This window comes from Geobacillus sp. FSL K6-0789, assembly GCF_038593135.1.
Lineage (GTDB): Bacteria > Bacillota > Bacilli > Bacillales > Anoxybacillaceae > Geobacillus > Geobacillus stearothermophilus.
Genome location: NZ_CP151966.1, coordinates 2,583,162 through 2,598,377, shown reverse-complemented (window position 1 = coordinate 2,598,377; position 15,216 = coordinate 2,583,162). Strand labels below are relative to the sequence as shown.

The following is a 15,216-nucleotide window of genomic DNA, read 5'->3' as shown; positions in this document are numbered from 1 at the left end:
GCCAAGAAAGAGGGAATGACATGAACGTTATGCCGATTCGGCTGTTTACGATTCAAGACGGCGAAGGATTTGTCGCCGACGCCTTTCAATGCCCGGTGACCGGCAATTTGATTTATAAATCGTCCGGCACGCCGTCTGTCATCGCGTACACCGATCTCACAGACTGGCAAATTGCGCGTTTGGAGGAATACGGATTCCGCCGGCTCGAGGCGGCGTCCGGGCGAACGGCCGCCCACGAAGGCGGCATTGAAGAACTGCTCCCGAAACAATAGCAGCGGGTTGTCCTGCAGCCCGCACCAAAACAGCCTGTCCGCACCGGACAGGCTGTTTCATTGGCAGGGCGTCAAGATGCGGGCAGCCGGGCGTTTCGAGCTGCCATCATCCGCCCGCACCGGTCATGTCCCCCGGCGGACGAACCAATAGAGCGCGGCCGCCGCCAGCAAACCAAGCAACGCATAAACAACGGGATGACCCGCGCGGTCTTTCGGCGCCGCCTCTTGATCGGAAGCAGACGGTTGATCGGCGGCCGGGCTGCCAGCGGACTTCTCGTTTGACGGCGTGTTGCCATCAGGCGGATGGTCCGCCCCGTTTGGCGTTGGCTTTTCATCTGCCGCTCCCCTTCCGTACATGCCCGTCCCCGTCCGTTTTGCCTCGTTCAACGCGGCGCGGACACGGTCTTCGTATTTGTAATCGCCATAGTCATAAAAGTCTTCCACCAATCCCGCTTTGGCAATCTCCTCTTGCAACAGGCGACCGTCCACCCACACCCAAGCGAGCAGCCGCTGGTATTTGTCGAACAACGTATTCCCGTCTGTTTCAAGCACAATGTCCCCTTTTTGCAGGCGGGAGCACGTGAACTGGCTCGCTTCTTTTCCATATGGCTCGACTTCGATCGTGCTTTCCGGGGTGTCAATGAACAAAAAGCGGGTTGTATACACATGGCCGTTCACACGGAATTTGGCCGTGTCACCGTCCACGCACCCTACCAATGCCGCTTTGTATGTCCGGCCCAGCCGCAGCGAAGCATCGCCCTCTTTTCCCCCGAGCGCATGGCCGTCGAGGTCAATGCGGTCAGGAGTGAGGTTTCGCTTGCATCGTTCATTGCCGTTGTATTTCTGAATAAGTTGGACAAGCTCTTCTTTCGTTTTCGCCTGTTTCGCGAGCGCAGTCGGTTCATGCAGCAAGTACGTGCAGTCGCTGTTGCGAAAATGTCCGCCCAATTCATCTAGTTCGCCACGATGGGCGGCTGCATATATCGGGGCCATCAGCACCAAACAAACGATCATGATCATCATTCGCTTCATCGTGATCCCCTCTCCGCGAAATCAGAAAACAAAAAACCCTTGCCACGCAAGGGTTTGACGGATGGAGCATACCGGGCTCGAACCGGTGACCTTCGCGCTGCCAGCACGACGCTCTCCCACGCTTGTCAGTTACACTGCCCAAAATCCTTGAAAAACAGCTTCGTGTTTTATTCAAGTAAAAGTATAGCAAATAGCATTTATTATGTGAACATGACGGGCAATCCAAGAAATGATTTTTATAAAAGGGTGGGGTAAAATGACGGATGGGTGTGCATTTTGTAGTTGATATTTTTCTGTTTTTTATGATAATATAAGTAGTGTCCATAATGAAAAGTGTCATAAGAATGGGGCATTAGTTCAGTGGGAGAACGCTTCGCTGGCAGCGAAGAGGTCATCGGTTCGAATCCGATATGCTCCATATACATACTAGCAAAAGCGACAGTGATGTCGCTTTTTTTTTATTTTTTCACTTCGTTGTTAACGTATAATGTTGATTTTTAATTAACGGGCAGGAATGTGGAAGAAGGACATTGTATAAATATAGTAGAATTTATTAGTAAGTTTGGTAGCGTCAAAAGTTCTATGAAAACTCCACACAGATCATCCCATTGAGCATCGTGGGGCATGCGGAGGGCCGGATTCGCCCTTGACCAACACCCGCCAAAGGTGCGGAAGAGTCGTCAAGGGCGACGGGGACAAAAAAGAAGGCAATAAGAAAGCCGCCCTTGCCATGACCGAATTTTACCTTTGGCGGTGTTCGGTTGGTCAAGGGTTCGCTTCGCCGAATCCGGCAGGAGTTCTGTTCAACGGGCTCCAGAGGACAAAAAAGTCAGGCCGCCTCTTGTTGGAGAAACGCTTGTGCCATGGCGATCAGCTTCGTCCACCGGGCCGGCATATGCGGAAGATCCGCCAGTTCCGGGATGACGACCGGCACCCGGCCTTCGAGCGCGCTGTGTGGGCGCAGAAAGTTGAAATACGCCACAAACAGCGTCACAAAGGACACCGAGCCTTCTTCCGCACCAAACCCATGGGTCGGGCGGTAGTTGCCTTTAAAGGTCCGGTTGAATCGCTCGATGATCTGCTTGAGAGGGCGAAACTCTTCCGAGACCGGATCCTCATTGGTCAGCCCGATCACTTGGCGGACGTCAAATGAAATCCCGTGTTGGGCGAAGAAGTGTTGCGCCAGCAGATAAATCGGGTTGCCATCCACGACGAACGACAAGTCGTCTGGGAGGGACGCTAGCTTCCTGAGGACATCATCGATGGCCTTGATGGCCGAGAGCGTGTCCCGGTTGGGCGAGACGCGATACGACAGCACGATCTTTTTGACGGCGTCAAACATAAAGAACAGGTAATGCCAGCGCCCTTTGACGCGAATATACGTCTCGTCCCCGCAAAACGAACCGGACAGCTCATACGGGAACCGGTCGACAAAGGGCTTGATCCAAAGCGCGACGCTGTTGGCGTAGTTGAGCACCGTCTGATGGGAGATCGAGACGCCATGGATGTCCTTCATGGCGGCGGCGGTCTCCCTCGAGGACATCCCAAAGTTGACGTAGTACGTCAACACGAGCCCCAACACGTGCGGCGACGCAGCCAGCCGGGACAAATCGACCTTCGGCTTGATGAGCGACGAGGAAGCCAACGGGAGAAAGTCAAACAAGAACTCTCGAAACAAATACCGCACCTTGAAGGCTTGAGGATCCTGTTGAAACTGTTGGCGCTCCTTCTTCGTCATCCGGCGAAGGTTGGCCTGGTAAAACGGGCAAGCGTTGTTCTTGCACTTATAGATGTTGTATTCTTTGCGTTCCTTGATTTTTTCCAGCGTCTTTTTGCAGTGCGGGCAGCGAAAGACCGCTTGCTTGGTGAACCGATTTCGGTGGTTGAACCGGCACTGGCACACTTTGCATTGGTATTGCCCTTTTCCGCCGTTATTGGCGTACAGGTAAGAAGAGGGAGCCTGGCAGCGAGGGCAGGTCAACGAATCCGGAACACGGTGTTTCGCATTCGCGCGGCGCTGGATGGGCCGTAAAGGACGTCCGTGCTGGGCTTCATAGTCTGCCAACAGCTTTCGGTAATCAAGGGTTTCCGGCACATCGATGATCGGAAGGTCATCGACCTGAAGTTTCCGGTACGGCTTTTGGATGGGTTCGTCCAAGTCCTCGAGATTCAAGGATTTTCCCACGATCACACCCATCAAATACACAATGATTTGATATTGGGTCTTGATTATTTCGAGCAAATAGGCTAATAATTGAGGTAACAAAGCTTGTCACTCCTTTGTTTTGGCTGTTGGGTGTCGTTACCTCAATGATGGCCGAAAACAACGGGGGTGGCAAGCTTTTTTTCTTCCAACCGTTGAAACTCAAGGGAAAACCGTGAGTGTGGAGGATAAACTTTTGACAATACCGTAAGTTTGGGAGGGGTACAATACATGGAGTTTTTTAAAAATATTAAGTGGTTTTTTGAAGAAATGCATGAGGCAAATAAAGAATTTGTGTCTGGTGTAAGGCAAGATATGAAGACAGGCGTGTTGATTATCCAATAAAATCCAAAGGGTATAGAAAAAAGAGCACCTTTCCTGTAGAATGTGAGTAGCAACACAAACAAACCCAGGAGGTGCTCTCTATGAACAAGCATACCACACTCCCGAATTTGATGCAAAAACTTGTTTCGGATGAAGAGATTCAACTGATTGCCGAAGCGGTTGGGTATCGTGATTCGTCTCGAACCTTTACGTTGCGCGAGTTGATTCACTTCTTCCTGCTGGCCGCCATGCATCAATGGAAAAGCTTTCGCCACGGAGCCGATGTGGGGCCTCTGTATGGATTGCCGCGATTCCATTATTCAACTGTATCCAAGAAAGCGAAAGAAGTTCCCTATGACATCATGAAACGCTTGTTGGCGTTGATCATTTCCAAGTGCAACCGCCAAACCCGCCGTTCGCTTCGGTTTCCCAAACCGCTTCGGGTGGTGGATTCGACGACCGTCACGGTCGGGAAAAACCGCCTCCCATGGGCTCCGTATCACGGCGAACGCGCCGGAGTGAAGCTGCACGTCGCGTATTCGCCGGAATCCTCGTTGCCGGCAGACGTGGTGGAAACCATCGGACTGCGTCATGATGGCCCGGTGGGAGAACAGTTGACGAACGCTCAACAAGTGCTGGTGGAAGACCGGGCGTATTTCAAAATCGAACGCCTCGATCGATTTGTGGAGCAGCATCAGCTCTTTGTCATTCGGATGAAGGACAACATCGAACTTCATCAGAAAAAAAGCTTGAACCGCCTTCCGAGCGCATCTTCATCGGTTCAAGCCGACTTCACGTGCCAGTTGGGAACGAAACAATACCGCTCCACCAAGCGTCACCGGGTAGTGATCTTTCGAGATGCGAATGGCCGCGACATTCGGGTCGTGACGAACCTCTTCCATGCGTCTGCGGAAACCATTGCCGACATGTACCAACAACGTTGGACTGTTGAGATCTTTTTCCGTTGGGTGAAGCAATATCTGAATGTCCCGACCTTGTTTGGCACGACGGAAAATGCGGTATACAACCAACTGTTTGCGGCGTTCATCGCGTATGTGTTGCTGCGATGGCTGTATGATCAAACCAAAAAACGGACGAACGTCTCTCTTTCCTTCATTTCGTTTGTTCGCCGTTTTTTCTCTGGGCAGCTTCCTCTCGATTGGAAATCCGGGATGGCCGCTGCTTTGTTTGAGTATGCCCAAATTTATGGAAGGCGTATGTCTAATTTTGGATAATCAACACTCGTGTTATCTTACACTTTATGAATTTATGTTTTTAATCATAAGGGATGAGTATGGAGGATTCTGTTGTGATGAATATGGGAATTCTGATGGGGTACATCTTTCTGTAAAATCTCCTGCATTTTATAGAGGCGATGCGAAGCTTCCGACTCCGACAATTAACTACAATAAGAAATACGGTAGGAGGTCGATAAAAGCAGGGATGGTAGATATCGATGTATATATGCCAGATGGTAGTTGGGTAATCAAGCCACAGTATGCAGATAAATTTGGAGCATTGCTAAAGAACACTGAAAAGTATCGAAAAATATCTGGTGGGAAATTACCTCCTGCACCGACACTGGTAGCGTTAGCACTTAAAGAAAAGTTAAACTTAAATGTGGCTAAAAAAGAGGAAGAGTAAAAATGTAAAAATTAGGTTTTATTTGGAGGCTTTTAAAAGCCTTTTCTTTTTTGTCTCAAATGGTAACAAATGGTTAAGAAGTATAGGAATTTGTTATCGTAATAGTCTATAAAGGTACCCCTTTTCTTACTGTACTATTTCATATCTATTTAGCGTCTATTTATTAAGAAAATTAAACTTTATAAACGTATGAAAACTAATTGACCTTTATAAACAATCACGGTATCATTAGACAACCAAAAATAACTTTCCAAATAAAGGTGGTATCGTCTAATGAATATCTCGTTCGGTTATATTCGGGTTTCTTCTAAAGAGCAAAATTTAGATCGACAATATGATGCGTTAAAAAAGTATGTTACCGATGAAAAGTATATCTATAGCGATAAGGCTAGTGGGAAAGACATGGAACGTGAAGGGTTTCAAAATATGTTAAAAGCAATGCGGTCTGGCGATACGTTGTATATTAAATCGATTGATCGGTTAGGTCGGAATAAAGCACAAATCAAAGAGTATTTAGAGTATTTTAAACGTAACGGGATTCGGGTAAAAATTTTAGATATGCCTACAACAATGCAGGATTATCCAGAAGGTCAAGAATGGGTTTTAGATATGGTCAATTCTATATTAATCGAGGTATATACGACTTTAGCTCAACAAGAACGTGAAACTCTTTTACAGCGTCAAGCCGAAGGTATAGCAGCGGCTAAGGCTAGGGGGAAACATATGGGAAGACCAAAGTTAGAACTTCCTAAAGAATGGGATGAGTTATATAAAAAATGGAAAAAAGGCGAAATCAAAGCGGTGGAGTTCATGAATTTAGTAAACATGAAGAAGCCGACTTTTTATAAAAAGGTAAAGGAATACGAGGCATCATTATAAGGCTCTGTTTGGGGTCTTATTTTTTTTATGCAAAAAATAATAAAAACGACAGTATAGCATTCGTGGATCGAGTGTCTTATGCTGTCTTTTTTGTTAAGTTGTAAAAATAAAACAGTTAGTTGGGTAGACAAGACATCGATTTTAAGAAATGGTATTAGAAAAAAGTAATAATCAATAGAAATAATTAGTTTTAAGCGTAGTGATTTTTAGAGCAGGGAAATAAAGTTTTAGGTTTCATCAAGAAAGGTGGTGAGCCTTAGCGTGATAAAGGTAATTTCGAGGAGTGGTGATGTTGAGTAAAGAGCAGGTTGCGTATTTAAGAGAAGAATATCTGAAAGTTATAGGCAGACTAGAGTATCTATTAAAAATAGGGGTAAATCGAGGTATTTATGAGCCTTATAGTCTTACGGGGCTAAAGAATCAAATAAAAGCATTAAGAACTGAACAGGACATTGTAAATTTCAAGAAGAGCGAATACTATCAAGAATTATGTGATTTGTTGGTGTTATGTGGTTCTGTATGTTGTCGTTTTTTAATCCCTCCTGATTCGTTATTACAGACATACTTCTGTCACCAATGTCCAATATTTGAGTTTGAGGAGCGGCTTTATAAAACTGAATGAGGTGATTAGAGATGGTTTATATTAAGAGACCTGATCATTTACTAGTGGCAGTTGTATTTGATAAATACAGCAAGTTGCATGTCAAAACGTTAATAGGTACGTATGGAGAATTTTTACCGAGAGTAGACTTGTCAAATAGGTCACAAAAGGAACGTGTTTTTATAGATACAGATAGTCATTTGATAATTTGTTTAAATAATTGTGTAAAGCGGAAATCGGATTTACACAAAGTGTTGGATTCAATAAGGATACGTGGCTATAATATGAATATTTATCAGGTGCTAAAGGATGCTCATTATGCATTAGAGTTTTACACAAAAACAGATGTTTTTAATCAGCCGGTTTATAAAGGACCGAGTAGTGTAAAACGGGATGCCATAATGATAAAGCATTATATAAGTGCTCGTTTAAATGACATAGGCTTGTATCATGATTATATGAAGTGTGATGTACCTCCTGTTGAGCTGGGCAGTTATTTAAGGGCAGTAGTGCGGTAAGGGAAAGAGGTTAATTATAGAGAAGTGGGGTACGTATTTTATAAGGTAAAGACCGAAATAAATCGGTCTTTCTTTTTGTATGTCTTTTTTTTTAATTATCGAACCAGTTCAAAAAGATTATTGCTACATTGTTTACTTTTAAATTTTAAAATATCTGTTCCCTAAGTACATCTTCAATAATTCAATTCGTCTTTTATCATGCATAGTGCTTACAACATTTAATCTTATCACCACGTTGTGTTAAAATAAGAGAACGGATATACGATATTTTGAGGTGTAAAAAAATGTTAGTCAATCATATTTACGATACAACTATTGATTACGGAAAAAGAGTAAATAAAAGTAACCGTAAGAAAATAGGACAATTCTTTACTCCGCCTGCTGTTGCCACTTATATGGCAAATTTAATGGAACATAACACGTCAACGATTAAGATATTAGACGCTGGGGCTGGTACAGGCATTCTTGCAGGTGCATTGTGCGAAAGGATTTTGGAACAAAGCAATATTAATACCGTTCATATTGATCTTTATGAAAATGACGAAAATGTATTACCAGTGCTAAGAGCTAACATGGAATTGGTTCGTGAAGTGTTAGAAAAGAACGGTAAAAGATTTTCTTATAATATCATTCAAGAAAATTTTATTTTGGATAATAGTGACTATTGGAATGGTAGAGAACACAGAGAAGAAGAAAGTCTATATGATGTGATTATCTCTAATCCTCCGTATAAAAAGATAGGAAAGTCAGAACCGGAATCTGTGGCAATGAGTTCCGTTATACATGGACAACCAAATATTTACTTCTTATTCATGGCTCTTTCTGCAAAGTTGTTGAAACAAAATGGGCAAATGATTTTTATTACACCAAGAAGTTTTACCAGTGGACTTTACTTTAAAAAGTTTCGGGAATATTTTCTAAATACTGTTCGCCTAACGAATCTTCACCTATTTCATTCAAGGGAAGATGTATTTGATAATGATAAAGTACTACAAGAAGCGATTATTTTAAAAGCCATTAAAACTACTCAAGTAACAGATACGATTCTTATATCCGCAAGTGAAAATATGTACACTGGTGAAAGATTTATTCATAAAGTACCTTATAGTACTGTTGTAGATATAGAATCGGATAATCTTTTTATCATGATTCCAACAACGAGAGATGAAGTTCAGTTACTTAACATGATGAAGAATTGGAAGTATAACCTACCAAGTTTGGGGTTTAAGTTAAAAACAGGACCCGTTGTGGATTTTAGAGCAACTGAATTCTTAAGAGAAGAAGAAGTGGAAAATACCGTTCCTCTTCTTTGGTCAAACCATTTTTCTAACAACCGAATAACATTCCCTGTTCCTGCTTCTAAAAATCCGCAATATATTCTGAATACGGAAGATAGTAAAGGGATTTTATTAGACAGCAAGGATTACATTCTCGTAAAGCGATTTACAAGTAAAGAAGAGAGAAAAAGAGTACAATGCGCTTTATACATCGCTGAAAACTTCCCTTATAAAAAAGTTGGCATTGAAAATCATTTAAACTATATCACAAAGTTAAATGGAGAAATGACAAGGGAAGAAATGTTTGGATTATTTGCGATATTAAATAGCAGTTATGTTGATACCTATTACAGAATATTGAATGGAAGTACACAAGTAAATGCGACAGAAATGAACTCAATCCCACTTCCTTCACTTACAGACATTATTCAAATCGGAGAAAAAGTGATGAATCTGGATAGTATTACCGTTGAATTTTGTGATACTATTATTGATGAAATGTTTATAGTTACCAGATCTAGAAAGAGAAATGTTGTGTAAATCAGGAGTGATTGAAGTGGGGAAACTGGAAGAAGCAAAAGAAATATTAAAAGCATTAGGAATGCCGAAGCAACAGTACAACGATAGAAGTGCGTATACATTTTTAGCACTTGCAGGATTAAAAGAGGAAGACAACTGGGATGCAGCTACAAATAAACCTATGAGAATTGTTGATATGATGAACTTCATGGCTGAACATTATGGAAAAGTTTATAAACCTAACACAAGAGAAACTATCCGCAAAGATACCATCCACCAATTTTGCGATGGAGCTATAACTGTTCGCAATGTAGACGATGAAGAACGAGCAACAAACAGCCCTCGTTATTCTTATCGTTTAACAGATGAAGTGTTGGAAGTCATTCGCGCATATGGAACGGATGAATGGGAAGAAAAATTGGGAGCATGGTTGGAGAACCATGAAACCTTGGTAGAGAAATATAGCCAAGTTCGAGAAATGACCATGATACCAGTAAAGGTAAATGGAAAAGAGCTACAGTTCAGTCCGGGAAAACATAATCAGCTTCAAAAGGCAATAATAGAAGAATTTGCTCCACGGTTTGCACCAGGGGCAGAGGTTTTATATGTTGGAGACACGGCAAAAAAAGATTTAGTTAAAAACAGAGGCTCTTCACCACAAGTTGTACTTGATCATTGAAGATCGGTGTGCATAGAGAAAATAGAGGGTACAAAAAATGCGAATTTTCCTGTATGGTAAAGGTGTCCAAACCAAACCATTGGAGGAAAATTCGCATGTACGCTCAGTTTATCAAAGAACTCATCGATTTACCAGATGTTTTGATTCAAAAGGTGCGAAAAGAAGAAGAACGTTGGATTTTCGAACTTTCTCTTCCTGAACAATGCCCGTTATGTCCTGTTTGCTTGAAACGCACGATCAAAATGACAGGAAAAAAGAAGCAATGGATGCATGGGTATGCTCAACGGATCGGCATCTTTTGGGTGGAACTCCCTGTGGAGCGTAGACGTTGTTGTACATGTGGCATGACATTCAGCACGTCTTATCCCGGAATTTCCCCTCGAAGTGCAGCGACGGATGCGTTTCAGCAATGGGTGGCGCAATCTTGCATCGGAACATCCATTCAGGCGGTGGCTCGTATGCTCAAGCTTCCGTACACGACCGTTGAACGCTGGTTTTATACCCATGCCCCTTCCTTCCTATCGAATGACATCCAACCAAAGGCAGTTTGTGTCGATGAGTTTGCGTTTCGAAAAGGACATGATTACGGAGTGGCAGTCATGGATGCCGAAACGGGAGAAGTGTATGCCGTTGAAGCAGGAAAGAACGAGGAAGCCATTGGACGTGTGTTGGCTCCTGTGTCTGGTTCTGTTCAGTATGTCGTGAGTGATTTGGCTCCAGCGATGAAAAAAGCCATTCAAGGGGTGTGTCCGGAAGCGAAGCATGTGGTCGATTATTTTCATGTGATTCAATTGTTTACGGAAGCGTTGGATCGATGCCGCAAATCCTTCGGAAAAGGGAACAAGAAACATGGGCATGTTCGGCATGTTTGCCGCTTATTGACCCAGTGCCCCGAGAAACTCACCGAGGAGGAGCGCCAAACGGTGCGGGAGTGGCAGAAAGAGAGTGATTCCTTGCAGGCTGTCTATCAATCCCTTCAACATTTTCGTTATGTATCCAAAAGCCAAAACGAGCGACAAGCGAAACGTCGTTTGAACGCCTGGGTTCATCGGTATTTGTTTTGTCCTTGTTCTGCTGTTCGCGCCATCGCAAAATCACTCGTCAAACGAACAGACGAAATCATATCGTGCATTTTATCCCCTTATTCAAATGGGAAAATGGAGGGAACAAATAACAAGATCAAGCTGATGAAACGTCGGGGATACGGATACAGAAATATCCAGCGTTTTGCATTGCGGGTTCGGCTAGAAACAGCTAACATACTTTCATGACAGGTGCAAGTACAACTTTTGGTGATGAACCAAAACAGAGAGAAATTAGAAGAATTAGGAGTTCGCATTACTGACCATGATAAGTTACCTGATGTTGTATTATATAGACCAGATAAAAACTGGTTGTATTTTATTGAAGCCGTAACATCCGTTGGACCTATTTCTGTGAAACGAATGCACGAAATTCAAGCGATGCTTGAGAATTGCGAATGCGGAATTATATACGTTACTGCATTTTTAGATATGAGCAGTGAGAATGGTTTTAAAAAATTTATTAACGAAATTGCATGGGAGACAGAGATTTGGATTGCTGATAACCCTGACCACATGATACATTTGAATGGCGACAGATTCTTGGGTCCACGTTAAACCTGATATGAATTTATATCTTAACCCTAAGAAGGGTCTTTTTGAAGTAAATGGAAATCAACCAAGGTAGATAAAAGGTATTTTATAAAGGTAACCTGAAAACGAAGCAGGTTACCTTTTAATTTTTTAAGAGTTAACTTTTTATATGTAGTTCAATTTGTGGACTGCTAAAAGATTAGGTACTTTTTATTGGATCACAATCTCAATTCCCAACACATAAACCATATCTACAAATTACTTAAATATATAAGTTGAAACTTTGTTTTACATCCAGTAGAACGCCCGCTGCATTCTATCAAAATGACTTGTTATGAAGGAAAACAGAATCGAACAATCGGAAAATCTTTATTGCAACTTATATAAATAGAAAAAATTTTATATAATTAAATAAAATATTAATCGGGAGCTGATTCAGATGAGGGCATCACAAGAATTTATAAAGAAATTAGAAGAATTGCATCAAATATATGAAAATGAAGTAAAAGAAAAAGCGAAAGAAGGTCTGTTAGCTGATAACACGGCAAGAACATACATGCTCCATTCAGGAAACTTTGTAAAATGGTGCCGCAATGAATTTGTCCCAGGTGGAAGAAACGAAAAGAAATAGTTGCAGCTTTAATTGTGGGAGGGGTAAAAGATGCCTGTCAGTTTAATATCCAAAAACCTACTATATCAGTTTCAAGAACTTTTAGAGAAAACGGAGAATGAATTGAATATTATTTCTCCCTTTATAGGAACGCAAACTGCAAACTTATTAGCCGATTGGCTAATTAAGAATCCTTCAGTAGTTTGTAATATCATTACACGATTTTATCGGGAAGACTTTGTTGAACGTGTCAGCAGTATATACGGACTAGAACGCCTTTTACATGCAAATGCAAATATATATGCATTAGTTGATTTACACTCAAAACTTTATCTGTTTGATTCACATTCAACAATCATTGGTTCAGCCAATTTTACAAAAGGTGGTTTTGTGTCTAATCATGAAATTTGCGTACTAATGGATGATGAACCAGAAATAGCAGAAAAAGCTCAAGAGTATTTCTATGATTTGTTAGAGCAAATTCAAGCAGCTGGGGATAAAGGAGTTGTTACACAAGAATGGATCGATGAAGAAAAGAGGTATGTTCCTCAGTTGGCAGCAAATCAAAGGGATAAAACTGTTACATATTCAAATATTAAGAAAAAAGGTGTAGAGTTAAAGAAAATTGTTCATCCTGATTTATTCGAGTCAATTCTAGAAAATACATATGAAGCAGACGAGGGAAGTAATGGTTATTGGTTAAAGTTTGAAGGAACCGGAGAGAACAGAATTCCTAATGATTTGAATTACCAACAAATGAAGGGTATACGGAATCGAGATTTGAAGACTACTTACTTTCCACGCAGACCAAGCGGAATTGCAAAGGATGATACTTTATTCTTAACAATTGTTAGTTACGATGAACATGGTCAACCTACACCTATGATTGTAGGGTATGCCAAGACAGAAGGATTCAATAAGGATAACGTTGTTGACGATGCTGATATTAAAGATGCTCCTTGGAAACATCGTTTTCCATACTATGTTGAATTGACAAGTGGAAAAGTAATTAATGCGCCTATTAAGAATGGTATTCGTTTGGTAGATTTGTATAATAGTATTGGGAAAGCAGCCTTCCCGTCTTTAAGAAAAAGGAATAAGGTAAGCCATAAAACCCTACAAAGCATGCACTTCAGAAGATCACACATTCGTATTACTCAAGAAGCGTATAACTTTCTAATGGATGAATTAAATAAGCGTTTTAGTAAATACGGTGAAATAAATTTATAGAGAACTAACAAAAAATGCACCTATAATTTTAGAAACTGACTATTCATAGGTCTGCTGTAAATAACAGGTGTAATTTTTTGATAAGTTAACGGAGGTTAATATGACTAAAGACAATTTAAAGCGTTACCTTCCAGAGGAAGTACCTGACCACTTATTTACCCAAAACAAATTAAAGCGAATGGGTCTTGTACCAACTGAGGAGCACGTTGCCTTCGTTGTTTACCCAGAGCAAGGTCGAGAGTACAAGCTTTACGACATTCAAGCAACTCGAAGACCTAAAAGGCAAAAAGGTTTCTCTCTCCAGATTAGAGACTTAACAGTAGAACAGGTTTTACAGGAACGCAAGAGGGAACTAGAAGTAAGAAAAGTTCAATTAAGTAACCAAATTGAAAGATAACTCTATAATGCGGTGATGGGTAAGAGTTAAAAGGTAACCTGAAAAAGAAAAGGCAGGTTACCTTTTTAAATAATGTTCGTTATATATCAGATTAGGTATATTTTTAGCTTTGGGTAAGCAGTCAGAGTTCGTCTAGCGACCTAGATGTGGGGTAAATATTTTGTGGAGGAAAATTTTTTCTCCGTTTTAGATAAATTTTTTTCTTTGTAGGATACTTTCATACAATATACGAAAACAGCTTTATATAACAAAAGAAATTTTTAAAAAATGTGCAATAAAAAAAACAATTTCAGCATCTAAAAATTGAGTTTATTCATAATAGACAGGAGAGGAAGAAGCAAAGGCATAGAAGAAAAAACAGAGCAAAGACAGACATGATATACAAATTTCGGTTAGATCACCTCAACTCGAGCAATGAGGCGTTTTTATGAGCATTTCACTACATTAGAAATGATTTCTCCCACCACTCCACCACACTTCATTTCACCTTATCCCTCATTATAAAAACGAGCAAACCGCGCACCCTCACAAGTGCGCATGAAAAAGAACCATTAGATGCAACATCTAATGGTTCTTATACATTCAACGATTTTCACTTAATACTCGATCCAACCATTCTTTGACTTCATCTACTGATTTGTTAAGATTAAATTCGCCATCAACAGTTTGAGTTAATATATCAGCATTTTCATTTTGCAACACAAGAAAGACCCGATAAACCAACACTCGTTGAGAATCCTTGCTATCATATCTACTTCTGCTTCTAATTTCATCCTCCATTAATGTTGCAATATCGATAGGCTTAGGATTTCGTCTACCACTTGTAAATTGTTCAACTGTGCAAAGAACAATATCACGGAATAAATCGATAGATAAAACGTTTGAATTAATTTTAGCAGTTCTAAGATCTTCGGTAAGGATACGCACTATACCGTTATGGTGATCGACTTCTAAAGAAGTCCGATTGACGATTAATTTAATATCTATGATATGTTGTTGATAATCTTCCCATTGTTTTTGAAGAGCACTAATTCCATCAGCAAATTGTTTCATTCTGCCTTGTTCTTTTTTGAATCTTCCAATATGGGCTTCATTGATTTCGACACCTTGAAAGAAGTTATTAAAAGTGTCGACCAGTTGTTCAAAGCACTTATTAATCGTTTCAATCTCAACTTCAAATAATTCCTTTTCACTCATAGTGTTATCCTCCATTCATTTGTAATTTCATTAATAGATATGAGGTTTAAGTACGAAACATTTCTATAAATTTGGTGTTCATTTTATTTGGAGAGAGGTTGTATAGAGGCTGTTTGTTGAACTATTTAGGGGCGATAGGTAGTGGTTGGTTTGAAGAGTGTAACTCTCGAATAGGAAGAGTATAAATCGTTAAGGGGGTTCTTCGGGATTTTTTCTAT

Annotated in this window: 16 protein-coding genes and 1 tRNA gene; 14 read left to right on the top strand and 3 right to left on the bottom strand. The window is 41.1% G+C overall.

Features of this window, described 5'->3' with window-relative positions:
- Window positions 1-20 precede the first annotated feature (20 nt).
- Window positions 21-272, top strand: coding sequence for a hypothetical protein (locus NSQ51_RS13830; RefSeq protein WP_033016279.1), 252 nt, complete (start codon window positions 21-23; stop codon window positions 270-272).
- 123 nt (window positions 273-395) lie between these two features.
- On the opposite strand, the gene NSQ51_RS13825 is transcribed toward NSQ51_RS13830, so the two are convergent.
- Entirely contained in the window at window positions 396-1,304 is a 909-nt protein-coding gene (locus NSQ51_RS13825) for a thermonuclease family protein (protein WP_049624798.1), read from the bottom strand.
- A 346-nt stretch (window positions 1,305-1,650) separates the two neighbouring features.
- On the opposite strand from NSQ51_RS13825, the gene NSQ51_RS13820 reads away from it, so the two are divergent.
- Window positions 1,651-1,722: transfer RNA gene (locus NSQ51_RS13820), tRNA-Ala, on the top strand.
- Between the two features lie 411 nt (window positions 1,723-2,133).
- Here the strand turns inward: NSQ51_RS13820 and NSQ51_RS13815 are convergent.
- Window positions 2,134-3,570: a DDE-type integrase/transposase/recombinase gene (locus NSQ51_RS13815; RefSeq protein ID WP_047817981.1), complete on the bottom strand. Its 1,437-nt coding sequence runs from the start codon at window positions 3,568-3,570 to the stop codon at window positions 2,134-2,136.
- Between the two features lie 362 nt (window positions 3,571-3,932).
- Between NSQ51_RS13815 and NSQ51_RS13810 the strand changes: the two genes are divergently transcribed.
- The 12 genes from NSQ51_RS13810 (at window position 3,933) to NSQ51_RS13755 (ending at window position 13,801) form a co-directional block, all read left to right on the top strand.
- Window positions 3,933-5,066, top strand: a complete 1,134-nt coding sequence (locus tag NSQ51_RS13810) for an IS4 family transposase (protein ID WP_121678437.1) — start codon at window positions 3,933-3,935, stop codon at window positions 5,064-5,066.
- Window positions 5,059-5,475 carry a hypothetical protein gene (locus NSQ51_RS13805; RefSeq protein ID WP_121674111.1) on the top strand — a complete coding sequence of 139 codons (417 nt, stop codon included), beginning with the start codon at window positions 5,059-5,061 and terminating at the stop codon, window positions 5,473-5,475. The genes NSQ51_RS13810 and NSQ51_RS13805 overlap by 8 nt, the downstream gene beginning before the upstream one ends.
- A 273-nt stretch (window positions 5,476-5,748) precedes the next feature.
- Window positions 5,749-6,354, top strand: coding sequence for a recombinase family protein (locus NSQ51_RS13800; RefSeq protein ID WP_033026122.1), 606 nt, complete (start codon window positions 5,749-5,751; stop codon window positions 6,352-6,354).
- A gap of 292 nt (window positions 6,355-6,646) precedes the next feature.
- Window positions 6,647-6,976 (top strand): hypothetical protein, encoded by a 330-nt coding sequence (locus tag NSQ51_RS13795; RefSeq protein ID WP_131385738.1) that lies wholly within the window; start codon window positions 6,647-6,649, stop codon window positions 6,974-6,976.
- A gap of 11 nt (window positions 6,977-6,987) precedes the next feature.
- Window positions 6,988-7,473 (top strand): hypothetical protein, encoded by a 486-nt coding sequence (locus NSQ51_RS13790; RefSeq protein WP_121650192.1) that lies wholly within the window; start codon window positions 6,988-6,990, stop codon window positions 7,471-7,473.
- Window positions 7,474-7,757: 284 nt separating this feature from the next.
- Window positions 7,758-9,290 carry an Eco57I restriction-modification methylase domain-containing protein gene (locus NSQ51_RS13785; RefSeq protein ID WP_121650193.1) on the top strand — a complete coding sequence of 511 codons (1,533 nt, stop codon included), beginning with the start codon at window positions 7,758-7,760 and terminating at the stop codon, window positions 9,288-9,290.
- Between the two features lie 16 nt (window positions 9,291-9,306).
- On the top strand, window positions 9,307-9,948 hold the full coding sequence (locus NSQ51_RS13780; RefSeq protein WP_121650194.1) for a BsuBI/PstI family type II restriction endonuclease: 642 nt from the start codon (window positions 9,307-9,309) through the stop codon (window positions 9,946-9,948).
- Window positions 9,949-10,043: 95 nt separating this feature from the next.
- On the top strand, window positions 10,044-11,219 hold the full coding sequence (locus NSQ51_RS13775; protein WP_050367390.1) for an ISL3 family transposase: 1,176 nt from the start codon (window positions 10,044-10,046) through the stop codon (window positions 11,217-11,219).
- Between the two features lie 24 nt (window positions 11,220-11,243).
- Window positions 11,244-11,588 (top strand): BsuBI/PstI family type II restriction endonuclease, encoded by a 345-nt coding sequence (locus NSQ51_RS13770; protein WP_233434111.1) that lies wholly within the window; start codon window positions 11,244-11,246, stop codon window positions 11,586-11,588.
- Between the two features lie 415 nt (window positions 11,589-12,003).
- Window positions 12,004-12,195: a hypothetical protein gene (locus tag NSQ51_RS13765; protein WP_121650181.1), complete on the top strand. Its 192-nt coding sequence runs from the start codon at window positions 12,004-12,006 to the stop codon at window positions 12,193-12,195.
- A 30-nt stretch (window positions 12,196-12,225) separates the two neighbouring features.
- Entirely contained in the window at window positions 12,226-13,404 is a 1,179-nt protein-coding gene (locus NSQ51_RS13760) for a phospholipase D family protein (protein ID WP_121650182.1), read from the top strand.
- A gap of 100 nt (window positions 13,405-13,504) precedes the next feature.
- Window positions 13,505-13,801 carry a hypothetical protein gene (locus tag NSQ51_RS13755; protein WP_033026119.1) on the top strand — a complete coding sequence of 99 codons (297 nt, stop codon included), beginning with the start codon at window positions 13,505-13,507 and terminating at the stop codon, window positions 13,799-13,801.
- Between the two features lie 582 nt (window positions 13,802-14,383).
- On the opposite strand, the gene NSQ51_RS13750 is transcribed toward NSQ51_RS13755, so the two are convergent.
- Window positions 14,384-14,998, bottom strand: a complete 615-nt coding sequence (locus NSQ51_RS13750; RefSeq protein WP_121650183.1) for a hypothetical protein — start codon at window positions 14,996-14,998, stop codon at window positions 14,384-14,386.
- Window positions 14,999-15,216 lie beyond the last annotated feature (218 nt).